The organism is Novosphingobium sp. 63-713 (assembly GCF_001898925.1).
Taxonomy (GTDB): Bacteria; Pseudomonadota; Alphaproteobacteria; order Sphingomonadales; family Sphingomonadaceae; genus Novosphingobium.
The window spans coordinates 31025-49296 of record NZ_MKVS01000026.1; the positions used below are offsets into that span (position 1 = coordinate 31025).

The 18272-nt window shown below is 65.5% G+C and carries 15 protein-coding genes; 9 read left to right on the forward strand and 6 right to left on the reverse strand.

Annotated features, from left to right (window positions below; translation table 11 throughout):
* Positions 1-76: 76 nt before the first annotated feature.
* The 9 genes from BGP00_RS10815 to BGP00_RS10855 are packed head-to-tail and all read left to right on the forward strand — an operon-like array spanning position 77 to position 9287.
* Positions 77-385 carry an STAS domain-containing protein gene (locus BGP00_RS10815; RefSeq protein ID WP_292689276.1) on the forward strand — a complete coding sequence of 103 codons (309 nt, stop codon included), beginning with the start codon at positions 77-79 and terminating at the stop codon, positions 383-385.
* On the forward strand, positions 382-750 hold the full coding sequence (locus BGP00_RS10820) for a response regulator (protein WP_168602471.1): 369 nt from the start codon (positions 382-384) through the stop codon (positions 748-750). The genes BGP00_RS10815 and BGP00_RS10820 overlap by 4 nt, the downstream gene beginning before the upstream one ends.
* Entirely contained in the window at positions 747-2723 is a 1977-nt protein-coding gene (locus BGP00_RS10825; RefSeq protein ID WP_292689277.1) for a chemotaxis protein CheA, read from the forward strand. Before BGP00_RS10820 ends, BGP00_RS10825 begins: the two co-directional genes overlap by 4 nt.
* Positions 2720-3193, forward strand: a complete 474-nt coding sequence (locus BGP00_RS10830) for a chemotaxis protein CheW (RefSeq protein WP_292689278.1) — start codon at positions 2720-2722, stop codon at positions 3191-3193. Before BGP00_RS10825 ends, BGP00_RS10830 begins: the two co-directional genes overlap by 4 nt.
* A 54-nt stretch (positions 3194-3247) precedes the next feature.
* Positions 3248-5059: a methyl-accepting chemotaxis protein gene (locus BGP00_RS10835; RefSeq protein WP_292689279.1), complete on the forward strand. Its 1812-nt coding sequence runs from the start codon at positions 3248-3250 to the stop codon at positions 5057-5059.
* Positions 5056-5553, forward strand: a complete 498-nt coding sequence (locus BGP00_RS10840; protein WP_168602475.1) for a chemotaxis protein CheW — start codon at positions 5056-5058, stop codon at positions 5551-5553. Before BGP00_RS10835 ends, BGP00_RS10840 begins: the two co-directional genes overlap by 4 nt.
* Entirely contained in the window at positions 5550-6428 is an 879-nt protein-coding gene (locus BGP00_RS10845; RefSeq protein WP_282599683.1) for a CheR family methyltransferase, read from the forward strand. Before BGP00_RS10840 ends, BGP00_RS10845 begins: the two co-directional genes overlap by 4 nt.
* A 5-nt stretch (positions 6429-6433) precedes the next feature.
* Positions 6434-7504, forward strand: coding sequence for a chemotaxis response regulator protein-glutamate methylesterase (locus BGP00_RS10850; RefSeq protein ID WP_292689280.1), 1071 nt, complete (start codon positions 6434-6436; stop codon positions 7502-7504).
* Positions 7505-7514: 10 nt separating this feature from the next.
* Positions 7515-9287 (forward strand): chemotaxis protein, encoded by a 1773-nt coding sequence (locus tag BGP00_RS10855; protein WP_292689281.1) that lies wholly within the window; start codon positions 7515-7517, stop codon positions 9285-9287.
* Here the strand turns inward: BGP00_RS10855 and BGP00_RS10860 are convergent.
* From BGP00_RS10860 to BGP00_RS10885, 6 genes are all read right to left on the reverse strand, one after another.
* On the reverse strand, positions 9284-10687 hold the full coding sequence (locus BGP00_RS10860) for an efflux transporter outer membrane subunit (RefSeq protein ID WP_292689282.1): 1404 nt from the start codon (positions 10685-10687) through the stop codon (positions 9284-9286). The genes BGP00_RS10855 and BGP00_RS10860 overlap by 4 nt on opposite strands.
* Positions 10674-11828, reverse strand: a complete 1155-nt coding sequence (locus BGP00_RS10865; protein ID WP_292689283.1) for an efflux RND transporter periplasmic adaptor subunit — start codon at positions 11826-11828, stop codon at positions 10674-10676. The genes BGP00_RS10860 and BGP00_RS10865 overlap by 14 nt, the downstream gene beginning before the upstream one ends.
* Positions 11821-15012: an efflux RND transporter permease subunit gene (locus BGP00_RS10870; RefSeq protein ID WP_168602480.1), complete on the reverse strand. Its 3192-nt coding sequence runs from the start codon at positions 15010-15012 to the stop codon at positions 11821-11823. The genes BGP00_RS10865 and BGP00_RS10870 overlap by 8 nt, the downstream gene beginning before the upstream one ends.
* Before the next feature lie 125 nt (positions 15013-15137).
* Positions 15138-16523: a HAMP domain-containing sensor histidine kinase gene (locus BGP00_RS10875; RefSeq protein ID WP_292689284.1), complete on the reverse strand. Its 1386-nt coding sequence runs from the start codon at positions 16521-16523 to the stop codon at positions 15138-15140.
* Between the two features lie 2 nt (positions 16524-16525).
* Complete coding sequence (locus BGP00_RS10880; RefSeq protein ID WP_168602482.1) at positions 16526-17203, reverse strand: response regulator transcription factor; 678 nt, start codon at positions 17201-17203, stop codon at positions 16526-16528.
* A 48-nt stretch (positions 17204-17251) separates the two neighbouring features.
* Positions 17252-18244: a putative sulfate exporter family transporter gene (locus tag BGP00_RS10885; protein ID WP_292689285.1), complete on the reverse strand. Its 993-nt coding sequence runs from the start codon at positions 18242-18244 to the stop codon at positions 17252-17254.
* Positions 18245-18272: the final 28 nt, after the last annotated feature.

Here is an 18272-nt window from a genome sequence, read left to right on the forward strand (position 1 = left end):
ACCATCTACACGCTTTTGATAAACCAACCTGACGCAAGGGCATTCTGGTTGACCCTTGGCAGGGCGGGCTTGGACAATGGCGATTTTGGTAAAGCTGGCACAGGATGTGACGCTGCAGACAATCGGCGCGGCGCATGAGGCGCTGTGCGAGGCCTTTCTGGCCGGACAGGATGTCGATCTGGACGTGGACCGTCTGGAACAGGGCGATCTGGGCGTGGTGCAACTGATCCTTGCCGCACGGACCGAGGCCGAGGCCAACCATCGCCAGTTTCGCCTGACCGCGCCTGCCAATCCGGTGCTGATCTCGCTGCTGGCCCGCACCGGGCTCTATCCCCAGACCCATGCCGATATCGATTTCTGGTTCCACGGAGTTATCCCCGCATGAGCGCGTCCATTCTTACCGTTGATGATTCCTCCAGCCTGCGCATGGCGGTGCGCATCGCGCTGACGGGGGCGGGCTATACCGTCACCGAGGCGGGCGACGGCATGGAAGGATTGACCAAGGCAGGCGCCCAGCGTTTCGACATGATCATCACCGACCTGAACATGCCGCGCATGGACGGGCTGACCATGATCCGCGAAATCCGCAAGAGCGGCAAGCAGACCGGCGTACCCATCATCTTTCTGACCACGGAAAGCGATGATGGCGTCAAGGGACAGGCCAAGGCGGCAGGCGCGACGGGCTGGCTGGTCAAACCGTTTAACGCCGATCAACTGGTCAAGATCGCCCGCAAGGTTCTTGGCCGATGAGCGAGGATGATCCGGTAGCCGCCTTTCGGGTGGAGGCAGCAGAACTGCTCGATTCTGTCGAGGCGGCGCTGCTCGATCTGGCCGGGGATTCGACCAACACCGGGCTGGTCGACGAGGTGTTTCGCGGGCTCCATACCCTTAAAGGCTCGGGTGCGATGTTCGGCTTTGAGGCGCTGGCGCGTTTCACCCACCATTGCGAAACCGCCTTTGACCGCGTGCGCAAGGGCCATGCCGAGGCCTCGCAGGCGCTGATCGGGGTTGTCCTTTCGGCGCGCGATCATATGCAGGCGCTGATCGATGTGGGCACGCAGGGCGACCCCATGCTGGAGGTGGCGGGCGAGGCGATCCTCTCCGCGCTGGAAAAGGCTGTGGCCAACAGCGAGGGCGTGGCCGTTCCCCGGCCTGTTCAGGCCGAGCGCAAGGGCTGGCACATTTCCTTCAAGCTGCCCCCCGGCGCGATGGTCAACGGCACCAATCCCTTGCCCTTGCTGGATGAATTGCGCGAGCTTGGCGATTGCCGGATCACGCCGCGCCTTGATGAACTGCCGCCGCTGGCTTCTCTCGTGCCCACCGAATGCTATATCTACTGGGACATCGTGATCGAGGGCGATGTGACCTGCGAGGACATCGAGGATGTCTTCATCTTTGTCATCGACGACATGGATCTGGCGATCACCCCTCTCATCGAGGAGCCCGAAAGCGACGAGCCGGTCGAGGTTCTGCCCGTCGCCACAGTGCTGGCCGCGCCTCAGCCGGTGGCTAAAGCCGCGCCGCCCGCGCAGGAAAGCGTGCGCGTGGCCGCCGAACGTCTGGATGAATTGATGAACCGCGTGGGCGAACTGGTGATCGCCCAGAGCCGTCTGGCGCAATTGGCCGCCAGCGTCGGCCCTGTCAACGAACTCACGCTGCGCGCGGTGTCGGAGGATATCGAGCGCCTGTCGGCCGAGTTGCGCGATACGACGATGGCGATGCGGATGATGCCGGTGGGCAATCTGTTCGGCCGTTTCCGCCGCCTTGTCCACGATCTGGCGCGCGAAACGGGCAAGACCATCGAACTGGTCACGCATGGCGAGGCGACCGAGGTCGACAAGACGGTGATCGAGCGTCTGGCCGATCCGATGATCCATCTGATCCGCAATTCCTGCGACCATGGGCTGGAAACCGCCGATGACCGCGTGGCGGCGGGCAAGCCGGTGACGGGCCGCCTGACATTGTCGGCGCGGCAGGCGGGCGGCGAGGTGCTGATCGCCATCACCGACGATGGAAAGGGCATCGACCGCGAGCGCGTGCGCGCCAAGGCCGAGGCGCAGGGGCTGATCCAGCCGGGCGCTATCCTTGGCGATGGCGAATTGTTCCAGATGATCTTTCACCCCGGATTTTCGACGGCGGCGGCGATCACCAACCTGTCGGGCCGTGGCGTGGGCATGGATGTGGTCAAGCGCAGCATCGAATCCCTGCGCGGCACAATCGACATCGCCAGCACGCCGGGCATGGGCACGACCATGACGCTGCATCTGCCGCTGACGCTGGCGATCATCGAATGCATGTTGGTCCGCGTGGGCGAGGGGCGTTATGCGATCCCGCTGTCCGTGGTGGAGGAATGCATCGAATTGCCCGCCGCCGAGGTGACTTCGACCGCGCGGCGCAATTTCCTCGATGTGCGCGGTGAACTGGTGCCCTATCTGCGCCTGCGCGACACATTCGGCACCGATTATCCGGCGGACCTGTTCCAAAAGGTGGTGATCGTCGGGCAGGGCCGGGGCCGGGTCGGCCTCGTCGTCGATCAGATCATCGGCAACACCCAGACCGTCATCAAATCCCTGTCGCGCTTCCACGCGGGGCAAGGCAGCTTTTCAGGCGCCACGATCCTTGGCGACGGCAATGTCGCGCTGATCCTTGACGTGGGCAATCTGATCGTTGCGGCGCAAAAGAACCAGCGCCTGCTGGGCGAGAGAGCGGGGGAAGTGGCATGAGCATTCCCGAGCGTGTTTTGACCTTTGCGCTGGATGGCGAAATCTTTGCCATTGATGCGCAGGCGGTGCGCGAGATCCTTGAAGTGCCCGCGATCACCCGCGTGCCGGGCGCGCCCGGTTTTGCCAGCGGGCTTATCAATGTGCGCGGGGCGATTGTGCCTTTGACCGATCTGGCCGTGGCCTTTGGCATGGCGCACGCCGATCATGGCGAGGACACGCGCGTCATCGTCATCGAGGCCGAGGTGGAGGGCGAGCCCACCACCATCGGTCTGGTCGCGGACAAGGTGCTGGATGTGGCCGCGATGGAGGGCGTGCCGGTGGAGGAAGCGCCGCCTGTAGGCATGCGCTGGCGCGCCGATTTCATCCGCGCCATCGCCCGGCCTCAGGGGCAATTCGTGATCCTGCCCGATCTCGAACTGATCTTTGCCGAAAGTCTGGCGCAATCCGCGCGCGCGGGCGCGGCGCCCTAGGCGGGGCCACTCCGTCCATTCCGATATAAATATCTAGCCCAAAGGTGGCGTGTGATGAATGCAACTATTCGTGCAAAACTGATCGGTGTCTTTGCCGTTCTGATCCTGTTGATGGCGGCCGTGGTGACGGTCGGCGTGATGCGCATGAGCGCGTTGAATGATGCGATTTCCAATGTGATCACCGGCCCGGCCAAGCGTCAGCAGCGGGCCCTGATGCTGGATGGCAAGATCAATTACGTGCTGCGCATGGAAAAGAACATGGCGCTGACCACGGATGATGCGATGACGCGCAAGTTTGACGGCGACCTGTTGAAGGCGCGCAACGAGGCGCAGGCCTTGCTGGCGCAGGGCAGCGCGGGTGCGACGGCCGAAACGCGCCCCCTCTGGGCGCAGCTCCAGACCCGCTGGGCCGATTTCATCCCCATCGAGGATCAGGTGCGCAGCCTTGGGCTGGCCAACAAGAATGCCGAGGCGGGCGCCGTTTCGATCACCAAATCGCGCGAAATGGCCAATGCCATGAGCTCTGTTCTCGGCCAGTTGGTCGATGCCGCGCAAAGGGACATGGACCGCGCCAATGCCCAAACCGACGAACTGTACAACAGTTCGCGCACGACCCTGCTGATCACCGCCGCTGTGGCGCTGATCGTGGGCATGGCGGGCGCGTTCTGGATTTCGCGGACCGTCACGCATGGGCTGGCGCGGGTGCGGTTGGCGCTGGATGCGGTGGCGCTGGGCGATCTGGATCAGGAGATCGCGGTGACCAGTCAGGACGAGATCCGCGATCTGGTCGATACGGTCAATCGCATGACGGCCAATCTGCGCGATGCGGCCAATCTGGCCGAAAAGATCGCCGGGGGCGACCTGACGGTCAAGCACACCGCGCTGTCCTCGCAGGACAAGCTGGGCCATGCGCTGATCGCGATGACCGACCGTTTGAGCGATGTTGTGGGTGGTGCGCTGTTTGCCGCCAGCAATGTGGCCTCGGGCGCGCAGGAAATGGCATCGGGCGCCGAAACCCTCTCGCAAGGCGCCACCGAACAGGCCGCCAGCACCGAGGAAGCCTCCAGCTCGATCGAGGAAATGGCGGGCAACATCAAGCAGAACGCCGACAATTCGGCCCAGACCGAAAAGATCGCCCGCCAATCGGCCAAGGATGCCGAAGCCAGCGGCGCGGCGGTCAACAAGGCGGTGGCGGCGATGCAAACCATCGCGGCCAAGATTTCCATCGTGCAGGAAATCGCCCGCCAGACCGATCTTCTGGCGCTCAACGCTGCGGTCGAGGCCGCGCGGGCGGGCGAACATGGGCGCGGCTTTGCGGTCGTTGCCTCCGAAGTGCGCAAACTGGCCGAACGCAGCCAGGAAGCGGCCAGCGAGATCAGCACGCTTTCGGCCGACACGGTCAAGGCGGCGGCCGAAGCGGGCGAGATGCTGACCCGTCTGGTGCCCGATATTCGCCGCACCGCCGAACTGGTGGCCGAAATCAGCGCGGCCTGCCGCGAACAGGATATCGGCTCGGCCCAGATCAACACCGCGATCCAGCAGCTCGACAAGGTGACCCAGCAGAACGCCGGTTCGTCGGAGGAAATCTCGGCCACTGCCGAGGAACTGGCCTCGCAGGCCGAGGAATTGCAGGCGAGCATGGCCTATTTCCGCACCGGCGATCAGGCCCATGCTTCGCCCACCCACGCCGCGCCCACCCGCGCCAAACCTGCCCAGCCTGCGCGCAAGGCGGCGGCCCGTCCGGCCAAACCCGCGCCGCGCGCCCATTCGCTGGCCCATCAGCAGGAGCGCCTGCGCGGCTTTGCGCTGGACATGGATCAGGGCGGGCCGGACAGCGACGACCTTGATTTCGAGCGCGTGGCGTGACCGCGGCGGGGCCTGTGCAGGCGGTCACCTTCAGCATCGGCGCCGAGGTCTTTGCCGTGCCGGTCGAGCAGGTGCGCGAGATCCTCGATTATCAGGAGACGTTCCGCCTGCCCGGTGCGCCCGAGCATTTTCTGGGGCTGATCGATGTGCGCGGGGTTGGCGTGCCGACCATCGACCTGCGCCTGCGCCTTGGCCTGCCGCGCGCCGAGCCGACGCCTTTGACGCGCATCCTGATCCTTGAGGTCATGCGCGATGGCGAGATCATCCTGCTGGGGCTGGTGATCGACCGGGCGTTGGTGGTCAGCGCCTTTGCGCGGGAAAGCATTGAAAAGGCGCCCGATATCGGCATCCGCTGGCGCTCGGACTATATAACCGGGGTGATCCGTCAGGATGGCGGCTTTGTCGTGCTGATCGATATCGCCAAGGTGCTGACCAGTCAGGACGCCGCGATGATCGGCATGTCCTCGGACGAAACGCGGGAACAGGTGCCTTGAGCGGCCCTTCCGACAGAAAGGCGGGCAAGGGATTTGGCGTCGAACCGGCCAAGACCGCGATCGGCGACCGACAGTTTCGCCGCGTGGCCGCCTATATCCAGGCCGAAACCGGCATCAAGATGCCCGTCACCAAGGCCCAGATGATCGAGGGCCGCCTCGTCAGGCGCGTGCGCGAGGGCGGGTTTGAAAGCATGGACGATTATTGCGAGCATATCCTGTCCGGCTATGCCAGCGACGAAGCCGTCGATGATTTCATCAATGCCATCACCACCAACAAGACCGATTTCTTCCGCGAACCGGGTCATTTCGACTATCTGGCCCAACATATCCTGCCCGCATTGCGGGAGCAGCGTTGCCGCCGCATCCGTTGCTGGAGCGCGGCCGCATCCACCGGCATGGAGGCCTATACGCTGGCCATGATGCTGGATGATTTCGTGGCCGAACAACGCGATATGGATTATTTCATTCTGGCCACCGACATTGACACCAATGTTCTGGCCGAGGCGCGGCGGGGCATTTATCCGCATGTCGCTCTGGCCCCGGTGCCTGCGGCCATGCGCGCGCGCTATGTCGTCAATGCCCGCGACCCCCAGCGCAAGGAGGGGCGCATCATCCCCGAATTGCGCCGCAAGGTGGGTTTTGCCCGGCTCAACCTGATGGACAACCATTATCCGGTGGGCGAGCCGATGGATGTCATCTTTTGTCGCAACGTCCTGATCTATTTCGAACGCGATGTTCAGGCCAAGGTGATCGCGCGGCTGTGCGACAATCTGCGCCCCGGAGGCCATCTGATCCTTGGCCATTCGGAATCGATCCACGGGCTCGATCTGCCGCTCATCACCGTGGCCAACACGGTGTTCAAAAAGAAGGGATAGAGGCCATGGCCAAGATCCGGGTGCTGATCGTGGATGATTCGGCCAGCGTGCGCCAGATGATGACGCGCATCCTGTCGGCCGATCCGCAGATCGAGGTGATCGCCGCAGCCAGCGATCCCTTTGCCGCGGCGCGCTATATCAAGGACGAATTGCCTGATGTGGTGACGCTGGATGTGGAAATGCCGCGTATGGACGGCATCACCTTCCTGCGTAAACTGATGAGCCAGTGTCCGTTGCCGGTGGTGATGTGCTCCTCGCTGACCGAGAGCGGGTCCGACACGCTGCTGCAGGCGCTGGAGGCGGGCGCGGTGGATGTGATCCTGAAGCCCCAGGCGGGCGTGGCCGATTTTCTGGCCGAGCAGCATCAGCGGATCTGCGACGTGGTCAAGGGCGCGGCCCGCGCCCGCGTGCGCGCCCGCACCGAGCGCAAGCCGGTCATGCCGCAGAAAAAGCTGACCGCCGACGCCGTGCTGCCTCCACCCGGATCGCGCGCGATGAGCCGGACCACCGAGCAGATCGTCTGCATCGGCGCCTCGACCGGGGGCACCGAGGCGCTGCGCGAGGTGTTGGAGGCCTTGCCCGCCAATGCGCCCGGCATCGTCGTCGTCCAGCATATGCCCGAGCATTTCACCCGCTCCTTTGCCCAGCGCCTCAACGATCTGTGCGAGGTCGATGTGAAGGAGGCCGAGGATGGCGACACGGTGATGCGCGGCCATGTCCTGATCGCGCCGGGCGGGCGCCACACGCTGCTGACGCGGCAGGGCGCGCGCTATACCGTCAGCGTGCGCGATGGGCCGCTGGTTTCCCGCCATCGGCCATCGGTCGATGTGCTGTTCCGTTCGGCCGCGCAATCGGCGGGGGGCAATGCGGTGGGCGTGATCCTGACCGGGATGGGCGATGATGGGGCGCAGGGGATGCTGGAAATGAAGCAGGCCGGCGCGCGCACCATCGCCCAGGACGAGGCGACCAGCGTGGTCTTCGGTATGCCCAAGGAAGCCATCGCGCGCGGCGCGGTCGATCGTATCGTGCCGCTGGGCAATGTGGCGCGCGAATTGCTCCACGCCGCGGCAAAGTGAAGGTATTGCCATGAAACACGCCCGCTTCACGCTGGTTGAGAACAACCCCGCCCCGGCCTCTGGTCAGACCGCCGATGCGCAGGCGGGCATGGCCGATATTGTCGCCAGCCTTGATTCCCGCTTCATCCCGGCGGGCGAAACGCTGGCGCGGCTGGTCGAGGCGATGGGGGCGGTCCTGTCGGGCCTCGACACGATGAGCCGCGTGCTGGGCGAGGATTCGGGCGAGGACAGTGAGGCCGCCGAGGCGCTGCTCTGCGCCGCCCGGCAATTGCGCGAGGCCCCCGCGCGGCAGGCCGAAAGGTCGCGTCAGGTCACCGCTCTGGCCGCCGTGATGCAGCAGTTGGGCACCCATTCGGCGGAAATTGCGCGCATATTGACCGTGCTGGAATTCTATACGGTTAATCTGAAGATCGCGGCGGCGGGTGCCGATGAATTTGTCGAATTTGCCAATGATATGAGCGTGAAGCTGAAATCGGGCAGCCGCGAGGTCGAGGCTTTCAACAATCAGATCAAGCTGATGCAGTCCAGTCTGGCCGATATGCGGCGGGTGGACGATGTGCTGGCGCGCGAATGCGCCCGCGTGATCCCGCAGGTGCCCGACCGGCTGGTGCGCGAGGTTGATCAATTGCGCTCGCGCCAGATGTGGCTGGCGCAGGTGGCCGCCTTTTCGCGCGACATTATCCTGCGCCTGCAATCGCGGGTGGGCGATGCGCTGGGGGCGATGCAAATCGGCGATATCACCCGCCAGCGGCTCGAGCATGTGCTCGATGGCTGCCGTGCGCTGGAACAGGTGCTGGCCGATCCGGCCGCGCTCGATGCCGCCGGAACGCGCGGCCATATGCTGCGCCTCTATGGCGACCAACTGGGCGATCTGGCCGGGGACTTCATCGCCCAGACCGGCGATCTGCTCGACGCGCTGGGGGCGCTGGGGCCCGATTGCGCGGAATTGCTGAGCCATGGCCACCGCGATGACATGATGCAGCAAAACGGCCATTTCCTGCGCGATTTGGGCGATTGCATCGCGGGCGCCCGTGGCATGACCAGCCAGTTGCAGCGCGCCAATGAAAAGGCCGTCGAGATCGCCGATGTCGTGGTGCAGGTGGTCCATGCTCTGCGCCAGCGGGTGCAGACGATCGAGAGCCTGCGTTTCGATGTCGATTATATGGCGATCAATGTGAACATCCGCGCTCGCCGGGATGCCCAGATCGGGCGGCCTGTCGCGGTGATCGCCGATGAAATCCGCATCTGCTCCCAGCAACTGGCCGAGCTGATCCTGGGCATTGCCAAGGTGGCCGATGATCTGGGCGTTCGCAGCGAGGCCTTTGAAATCGGTCATGAGGCCGGTGCGCAATCGGGCGTGGACACGATGCTGACCAATGCGCTCTCGATCATCCAGCAGGGCGCGGGCCAGAGCGAGGAGGCAATGTCCGAGGTCGATCGGCGCGCCCAGGGCATTGCGGGCATGATCGATGTGGCCTGCGACGAATTGTCGATCTGCGGCGAATTGTCGGAAAGCCTGCGCGCAATGACGGACAGTTTCGCCGTGCTGGCCGGGGCGGATCAGGCCGACCCGGATGCCGCATCCCCGCATCCCGCCGCCGCGCTGATGGAGGATCTGGCCCGCCGCTATACGATGAGCAGCGAGCGCCGGGTGCATGACCGCCATCTGTTGCCCGGCATGGCGCCGTTGACGGGGGCTTCAACGGGCCATGCCGGGACTTCGGGCGCCATCAGTCCGCCGCCGGATGATGATGACGCCCTGTTCGATGACGCGCTGTTTTAGGCCGCTCCTCCCAGCGCGCGGACAAGGGCGATGCTGGTCTGCACCCTTTGGGTGGCGACCTGCGCGGCGCGGCGGCGGGCGGCCAGTTCGGCGGTCTCGGCCGTCACCACGTCGAGCAGCGTGTTCGCGCCCTTGATATAAAGTTCATAGGACAGTTTGGACGCCTTGCCCGCCGCGTCGGCGGCGCGGTTTTGCGCGGCGCTTTCCTGCTGCAACTGGTCCATCGAGGTCAGACCGTCCTCGACCTCGCGCATGGCCTGAAGCACGCTGCCGCGATAATTGGCGGCGGCGGCATCCCAATCGGCGCGGGCGGATTCGATGCGGGCCTTGATCCGGCCGCCGTCAAAGATCGGCAGGGAGAATTGCGGCCCCAGCGCCCAGAAAGCATTGGGCGCTGAAATCAGGCTGGACACCGCCATACTCTGAAAACCGCCATTGCCGCCCAGCGAGATCTGGGGGAAACGCGCGGCGCGGGCCACGCCGATGGCACGATTGGCGGCATACATCCGCCTTTCGGCCGCAGCGATATCGGGCCTGCGTTGCAGCAAGGCGGCGGGCAGGGCCGTCGGCGCGCCGATCACCGAGAGCGGATGGTCGAGCGTGTCGATCTTTTCCTCGCCCGCCGGAATGCCCGCCAGCGTGGCCACCGCATGGGCCAGCACCGCGCGCTGGGCGCGCACCTGCGCCAATTGCGCCTGCGCATCGGCCAATTGCGCATCGGCGCGGCCCACATCGATGCCGGTGGCAATGCCGCCGTCATAGCGGTGATGCGTCACATCATCGGCGCGCTGATAGGCGCCCACGGCGTCCGACAGGATCGCGATTTCCAGATCGGCCCCGCGCATCGCCGCCCATGTGCTGGCCAGATCGGCCTGAAGGGCAAGGCGCAGCGCGGCGGCGTCTTCGGCGCTGGCCTGCGCATTGGCGCGCGCGGCCTTCACGCTGTCGCGCACCCGGCCCCACAGGTCCAGTTCATAGCTGACGCTGGCGCCCACCGTATCGGCCTCGTAATAGGCGGGCTGGGTTCCGCCGCGTAACGGACGGTCGTCCGATTGCCGGTTGCGGGTCAATGTGCCGCTCGATTCCACATCGGGCATCGTGGCCGCCTTGCTCTGGCGCAGCGCGGCCATGGCCTGACGATGCTTGGCAAGGATGACGGCAAGGCTGGGATTGTCCTGCTCCAGCCGGTCCTCCATCGCGTCCAGACCGGGATCCCCCAGCGCGCGCCACCATGTCTTGTCCACCTGCGGCGCGGCGGGCTGGGCCTCGCCCCATACCTTGTCGGCATCGGCGAATTTGGCGGGCAGGGGGGCGACCGGCGGATGATAGGCGGGGGCTTGACTGCATGCCGCCGCCAGCAGGGGCAGCAGCCCGATCCAGCGCTTGTTATTGCGCAACATGCACGCTTTCCCCTTCCAGCAGCGAATCGGGCGGGCTGTCGATCACCTTCTCGCCCGGCTTCAGGCCCGAGCTGATCTCGACCGAATTGCCCTGATCCTGCGCGATGGTGACGGTGGCGAAATGGACATGGCCCGATGCGTCCACGGTGGCCACCTTGACCCCGCCGCCGCGCAGGATCAGCGCGCTCGACGGCACATTCAGCCGTCCGGCGGGCACCGGCACATCGAAATGCACCTGCGCAAAACCGCCGGGGCGCAGCGCGCTATCGCTATTGTCCATCACCAATTGCACCTGAAGCGCGCCGGTCTGCGGATTGATCGCGCCCGATTGATCGACCAGCTTTGCCTCAAAATTGCGCCCCGGCCATGCGGGCGCGGTCAGCCGCGCCGACAGGCCCGGATGCATCAGCGGCGCATATTGCTGCGGCACGCTGACATAGACGCGCAGCCGGTGGCCGTCGGCCATGGCGAACATCGGGTTCTGATTGGTTGCTCCCGGCCCGACCAGATCGCCGATGTCGGCATTGCGCAGCGTCACCGTGCCCGCAAAAGGCGCGCGGATCGTGGCATAGGCCTTCATGGCCAGCAACCGGCCCAGATTGGCCTGCGCCTCGGCCACGGCGGCGACATGGGTGGCGGCATTGGCGTTCTTTTCATCGGTTTCCTGTTGCGAGACCGAATGGGATTTGAGCAGGTCGGTCCAGCGCGCCGCCGTGGTGCGGGCCAGCGTGGCCTCGGCCTTGACGCGGACAAGCGTGGCGCGGGCCTGAATGATCTGCTGGTCCAGTTCGGGCGTGTCGATGGCGCCCAGCGGCGCACCGGCGGCCACATGCGCGCCGATATCGGCATACCATGCGCGTACATAGCCGGGCACGCGGGCGAACAGGCGCGCCGATGTCCATGCCTCGATCGTGCCGGGCTGGACCAGCTCGTCGCTGGCCCCGCTGGGCTTGGGGGTGATCAGGCGCACGGTGGGCGTGCTTTGCGTGTCGGCCCATTCATGCGCCTCGGCATTTTCATGCATGCGCCAATAGGTGCCGGCGAGCACCACGGCGATCGCGACGATGCCGGCCGCGATGCCCGCCGACCGCAGGCCCCGGGGGGGGGGAGGGGTGGCCTGCGTTGAGGAAAAATCAGTCATTGTGGGAAAGCTCCTTCTGATCGCCGCGATGGATCAGGCTGAACACCACAGGCACGAAAACCAGCGTGGCCATGGTGGCAAAGATAAGACCGCCGATGACGGCGCGGCCAAGCGGGGCGTTCTGTTCGCCCCCTTCGCCCATGCCCAGCGCCATCGGGCCCATGCCGATGATCATCGCCAGCGCCGTCATCAGAACGGGACGGAAACGGGTGGAACCGGCTTCGAGCGCGGCCTGAAGCGCATCGCCGCAGGCCGCCAGCCTTTCGCGGGCAAAGCTGACCACCAGCACTGAGTTGGCCGTGGCCACGCCCATGCAAAGGATCGCGCCTGTCAGCGCAGGCACCGAAAGCGTGGTGCCCGTGGCAAACAGGATCCACGCGATCCCCGCCAGCGCCGCGGGCAAGGCCGAGACGATGGCGGCCGGATCGGCCCAGCTCTGGAAATTGACCACGATCAGCAGGTAGATCAGCACGATGGCGCCAGCCAGACCGGCAATCAGGCCGACAAAGGCGGTGTTCATCGTCTGGGTCTGGCCGCGCAGCGTGACCTTGGCCCCCTTGGGCAGATCGCCTTTGGTGGCATCCAGGATCTTCTGGATATCGGCCGAAACCGCGCCCAGATCGCGCCCTTGCGTGGCGGCATAGATGTCGAAGGCGGGCTGGACGGCATAGTGGGAAATCACCGCCGCGCTGGGGCCGCGCTTCAGCGTGCCCAGCGCGGAAAGCGTCTGGAACGCACCGGTGCTGCCGCTGACGGGGGTATTTTGCAGCGCGGCGATACTGTCGGTGTGCCACAGCGGCGCCTGAACCACGATGGGGTAGGACACGCCGTTCTTGGGGTTGAGCCAGAAGGTTGGCGCAATCTGGCTGGACCCCGACAGGCCCACCGAGAGCGAACGCGTCACATCGTTTTCGGTGATGCCCAGACGGTCTGCCTGCGCACGGTCGATATCGACGCCGATCTGGGGATAGTTCGACGCCTGTTGCAGGCGAACGTCCACCACGCCGCCCAGTCGCTCCATCCGCCCCGCCACCATATGGGCATAGGCTTCATTGGCCTTGGCGTCGGGGCCGGTGATCATCACGTCGATGGGGGCGGGCGCGCCAAAGTTCAGGATCTGGCTGACGATATCAACCGGCAGGAACGAGAACACCGTGCCCGGAAATGCGCGAGGCAGATCGGCGCGCAGCTTGCGCAGATACTCGTCGGTGGGGGCGTGATCCTCCTTCAGCGAGATCAGGATGTCGCCATCCTGCGGGCCGATGCCGCCGGTGTTCGAATAGGCGCGGTTGATGCCCGAAACCGGCGGGCCGATATTGTCGGTCACGCTGGCGATCTCGCCCTTGGGCAGATCGGCGCGTACGCGGGCCTCAATGCGGTCGAATTGCGCGGCGGCCTCTTCGATACGGGTGCCGACCGGCGCGCGGACGTGGATGCCGATCTGCCCGGTGTCGACCGAGGGGAAGAAATTGCGCCCCAGAAACGGCACCAGCGCCAGCGAAAGCGCAACGATGACGGCAAAGCCGATCACCACCTGTTTGCGCCGGGCCAGCGCCAGGCTGAGCGCGCCGACATACCAGCTGCGCGCCTTTTCGAAGCGGACTTCGAAACCATGCTGGAAACGGCGCAGGGGGTTGTGTGTCTGGGGGTGGCCCACGGTGGCGTCATGCTCGCGCATCTGTTCGCCGATATGTTCGGGGGCATGGGCGCGCAGCAGGAAATTGCCCATGGTGGGCACCAGCGTGCGGCTGAGGATGAAGGAGGCGATCATGGCGAAGACCACCGCCTTGGCCATGGGGGCAAAGAGAAAGCCCGCCACGCCCGGCAGAAAGAACATCGGCACAAAGGCGATGCAGATACACAGCAGGCTGACCAGCGCGGGCTGAACGATCTGCTGCGCGCCGTCCAGGATCGCGTCCTGCACGCCCTTGCCCTGTTCAAGATGCCAGTTGATGTTCTCGATGGTGACGGTGGCATCGTCCACCAGAATGCCCACCGCCAGCGACAAGCCGCCCAGCGTCATGATGTTGAGCGTCTCGCCGCTGACCGCAAGGCCCATCACGGCGGCCAGCACCGCCAGTGGAATCGAGGCCGCAATGATGACCGTCGAACGCCACGAGCCAAGGAAGAGCAGGATCATCAGGCTGGTCAGCACAGCGGCGATCACGCCTTCGCGGATCACGCCCGAAACCGCGCCTTTCACAAAGATCGACTGGTCGGCCAGATAGGAGATCTTGAGATCGGAAGGCAGCGTCACGGCCAGTTGCGGCACGATCTGCTTGACCCCGTCTACGATCGCCACCGTCGAGGCAGACCCCGCCTTGAGGATCGTCATCAGCACCGCGCGGGTGCCGTCGACGCGCACGATATTCTGCTGGGGCGGCGAACCGTCATGCACATGGGCCACATCGCCGATGGTGATCGTCGTGCCGCCCACCGTGCGGATGGGCAGCTTGTTGAGATCGTCGATGGCGCTGGGACTGTTGTTGAGATGGACGTTATATTCATAGGTGCCGATGCGCGCCGATCCGGGCGGCACGATCTGGTTCTGCGCGGCAAGCGCCGAGCCGACATCGGTGGCCGACAGGTGGTGGGCCTGAAGCGCGGCGGGATCGATGTCGATCTGGATCTGACGTTCGCGCCCGCCATAAGGGGTGGGGACGGCGGCGCCTTCCACCTGGGCCAGGCCTGGGCGAATGGCGTTGATGCCGTAGTCGAACACTTTCTGTTCGCCCAGCGAAGGCGAGGACAGCGCCAATTGCAGGATCGGCACGGTAGAGGCGTTGTAATTCATCACCAGCGGCGGGGTCATGCCCGGCGGCATCTGTTTCAGCACGGTCTGCGAAATCGCGGTCACCTGCGCGGTGGCGGTGCGGATGTCGACGCCGGGGTGAAAGAAGATCTTGACCACGCCCACGCCCGCATAGGACTGGCTTTCAACGTGGTCGATATCGTTGACGGTGGTGGAAAGCTGGCGCTCGTAATAATAGACCACGCGCCCCGCCATGTCTTCGGGGGGCAGACCCTTGTAGGTCCACACCGCCGCGATGACCGGCATCTTGATATCGGGGAAAATATCGGTGGGCGAGCGCAGCCAGGCGATGGAGCCGCCCAGCACGATGAGAATGGCCATGACCACGAATGTGTATGGTTTGCCAAGCGCGATTTTGACGAGTTGGAGCATGAATACCCGATCTTGACGACGCGGTAGGGGGATGCGCCGGTTGCGATCATGCGTTTCGTACCGCGCGGGTCAGGATTCAAATGAATTGGATTTTAGGTTGCACGCAAGGGTGCGCAGGCCGGCGTTCAGGCCCCGGCGGCGCGATATTCGGGCGCGCGGATCCGCACGATCAGACCCGGCCCGGCATCGTCCAGTTCCAGCCCGAAGCCGTGGAGATGGACAATCGCGGCCACCAGATTGAGGCCCAGCCCGGAGCCGGGCGTTTGCCGACTGGCCGCGCCGCGATAGAAACGGCGCAGCACCGCATCGCGTTCGGATCGCGCAATGCCCGGCCCGTTGTCGGCCAGTTCGATCGCCAGTTCTTCGCCCCGCCGGATCAGGCACAGGCGGATCCTGCCGCCATGGGGCGTGAACTTGATGGCATTGTCCAGCAGATTGCCGACCGCCTCGACCAGCAGCGCTTCATCGCCGATGATCTGATGGCCATAACTGCCGCTCAGCGCGATTTCGATCTCGCGCTCCTCGGCCAGCGGTTCGTAGAGTTCGGCCGCGCTGGTCATCAGCATCATCGGGTCGAGCGGGCCGAAACCGGCGCGCCGATTGGCCGCTTCCAGCTCGGCAATGCGCAACAGCGCGTCGAAACGGGCCAGCAGCGCATCAATATCCTCGACCGCCTGATCGACCCCTTCGGGCCTTGGCTGGATCATGGCCAGACGCATCCGCAATCGGGCCAGCGGGCTGCGCAGGTCATGAGCGATGGCATCGGTCGCGCCCTTCACCTGCTCCATCAGCCGCTCGATTTCCTCGACCATGCCGTTCATCGTGGTGGCCACCAGATCGAGTTCGTCACCGCGCGTCGATACCGGCATCCGGTGCGCAAACTCGCCCGCCGCGATGCGTTTGGCATCCGCGCGCAATTGCCCGATGCGGCGCAGCGGCCCCAGCCCCAGCGCGACCGCCGCCACCACCGCCGAGAGCACCACGACAGCCCCGGTTGTCAGCGAGAGCGCAAGGATGCGGGCGCGAAATTCCACCGCAGGCGTAATGTCGCGCGCCACGATCAGGCTTTGCCCGTCGGGCAGCCGCGTGGTCATGGTCAGCAGCGGGCTGGGGGCCAGCGTTCCGGCGCGCCATTCCTTCATGGTTTCGGCGGGCGGGGGGCCTTGCCAATGCAGATTGCCCGCGATCTCGCGGCCCTGCGCGTCGATCAGTGCGAAATAGTTGAGGCCCGATGTGCTGGCGGCAATCGCGGCCTGCACCCGACCCGCGCGTTCGTCGGCGGCCCCGCTGCCAAGCCGCGCGGTTTCCGAGGCGAGGATGAGATCCGAACGGCTGATCAGCTCGCGCTGGGTCAAGCGATAGGTCACGCCCAGCAGCAGGGCCACCGCCGCCAGAAACACCGCCCCCAGCGCCAGCATCAGCCGAAAGGTGGACGTGCGCCGCAATTCCGACCAGCGAAGCGAGGGATGGCGCAGCGACGGGCGCCGCAGGGAAGGGCGCGTGGCCGGCAAGATCAGCCCACCACCAGCCGATAGCCTTCGCCCTTCACCGTTTCGATGATGGGGGCATGGCCCGGCTTTTCCAGCTTGCGCCGCAATTTGCCGATATGGACATTGATGAGATTGTCCGCCGGATCGAAGAAATAGCCCCAGACCTGTTCAAAGATCATCTGGCGGCTCAGGATCTGGCCCGGATGGCGGGCGAGAAGTTCGAGCAGGCGGAACTCCTTTTGCAGCAGGGCCACCGGCTCGCCATGCAGCCAGACCTTGCGCTTGATAAGATCCATTTCCAGCGGGCCGACCGTGATCCGCCCTTCGGCCGGATAGTCGCGTCCGCGCCGCAGCAGGACCTCGACCCGCATCGCCACTTCGTCGGGAGCAAAGGGTTTGACCATGTAATCATCGCCGCCCGCCCGCAGGCCAGCGATGCGTTGATCGACATCGCCCAGCGAGGAAATCATCAGCACCGGCGTGGTCACCCCTTCGGCGCGCAGCCGCGCGACCAGTGCCATCCCGTCCATATCAGGCAGCATCCGGTCCAGCGTGATTGCATCGAAACGGGCGGCATGGGTATGGGCCAGCGCCTCGCGCCCGGTGGTGGCGTGCAGCACGTCATAGCCCTGCGCCCGCAGGCGATCGGCGATCACCTGCGCCACTTCGGCATCGTCTTCCACCACCATGATCTGGGTCATGCCTGCTCCCTAGTGCCTCGGCGCGGGGAGGGGCAAGTGAAATGCAATTTACGCCAGCACGCGCACGATCAGCACCGCCATGGCAAACAGCACCATCAGGCACAGAATTGCGCTGGCGCTGACCCGCAGCCCGGCGCGGGCCACCAGCGCCAGATCGACGCTGAGGCCAAGCCCCGCCATGGCCAGCACGGTCAGCAACAGGCTGGCATGATGGGCGGCATCGCACAGCGCGGGCGGGATCATTCCGGCCGTATGCGCGACGGCCAGCGCCAGAAAGCCAAGGATAAACAGCGGGAAGAAGCGCCCCTTGGCCACGCCGCGTCCGCCCCCGCCGCGATGGACCAGCGAGAGCACCGCGACCACCGGCCCCAGCATCAGCACGCGCACCAGCTTGACCAGCGCGCCCACCTGCACCGCAATCGGCCCCAGCGGATGGGCGGCGGCCAGCACCTGCGGCACGGCATAGACCGTCAGCCCCGCCAGCATCCCCCCGCGCACCGCATCGAGATGCAAGGCCCCCGCCAGCACAGGCACGATCAGCACCACCGCAATGCCCAGCACTGCGGTAAAGCCGATGGAGGCGGCTACATCATCGCCATCGGCATCAATGGTGGGGGCAACAGCGGCGATGGCCGAGTTGCCGCAAATCGCATTGCCGCAGGCCACCAGCAGCGCCATCCGCCCGCTCAGCCCCAGCCAGCGGCCAAGCGCATATCCCAGCGCGATGGTCAGCGCGATCAGCGCGACAATCGCCCCCACCAGCACCGGCCCCATCCCCGCCAGCGCGCCAAGGCTGACCGTGGCGCCCATCAAGGCTACGGCCCATTCCATCACCGGCTTGGCGGCAAAGGTGATGCCCCGCGTGCAGGCATCGGGCACCGGCCTGAGGCTGCGCGCGCAGGCGCCCAGCAGGATCGCCAGCACCAGCGCATCGAGCCATACCCGGCCCAGCAGCGCAAGCTGAACCTGTTCAAGAGCGAAAGCGGCAAGGGCGATGGCCGAGGCAAAGGCAAGGCCGGGGAGGAGAGAGCGTATTGGCATGGGCGGCTTTTGCGCCCGCGCCATTCAA

What these genes read in the sequence shown, in the direction of transcription:
- BGP00_RS10815 (WP_292689276.1), top strand. Translation starts at nt 77, where the DNA reads ATGGCGATTTTGGTAAAGCTGGCACAGGATGTGACGCTGCAGACAATC.
- BGP00_RS10820 (WP_168602471.1), top strand. Translation starts at nt 382, where the DNA reads ATGAGCGCGTCCATTCTTACCGTTGATGATTCCTCCAGCCTGCGCATG.
- BGP00_RS10825 (WP_292689277.1), top strand. Translation starts at nt 747, where the DNA reads ATGAGCGAGGATGATCCGGTAGCCGCCTTTCGGGTGGAGGCAGCAGAA.
- BGP00_RS10830 (WP_292689278.1), top strand. Translation starts at nt 2,720, where the DNA reads ATGAGCATTCCCGAGCGTGTTTTGACCTTTGCGCTGGATGGCGAAATC.
- BGP00_RS10835 (WP_292689279.1), top strand. Translation starts at nt 3,248, where the DNA reads ATGAATGCAACTATTCGTGCAAAACTGATCGGTGTCTTTGCCGTTCTG.
- BGP00_RS10850 (WP_292689280.1), top strand. Translation starts at nt 6,434, where the DNA reads ATGGCCAAGATCCGGGTGCTGATCGTGGATGATTCGGCCAGCGTGCGC.
- BGP00_RS10855 (WP_292689281.1), top strand. Translation starts at nt 7,515, where the DNA reads ATGAAACACGCCCGCTTCACGCTGGTTGAGAACAACCCCGCCCCGGCC.
- BGP00_RS10860 (WP_292689282.1), bottom strand. Translation starts at nt 10,687, where the DNA reads ATGTTGCGCAATAACAAGCGCTGGATCGGGCTGCTGCCCCTGCTGGCG.
- BGP00_RS10865 (WP_292689283.1), bottom strand. Translation starts at nt 11,828, where the DNA reads ATGACTGATTTTTCCTCAACGCAGGCCACCCCTCCCCCCCCCCGGGGC.
- BGP00_RS10870 (WP_168602480.1), bottom strand. Translation starts at nt 15,012, where the DNA reads ATGCTCCAACTCGTCAAAATCGCGCTTGGCAAACCATACACATTCGTG.
- BGP00_RS10880 (WP_168602482.1), bottom strand. Translation starts at nt 17,203, where the DNA reads ATGACCCAGATCATGGTGGTGGAAGACGATGCCGAAGTGGCGCAGGTG.
- BGP00_RS10885 (WP_292689285.1), bottom strand. Translation starts at nt 18,244, where the DNA reads ATGCCAATACGCTCTCTCCTCCCCGGCCTTGCCTTTGCCTCGGCCATC.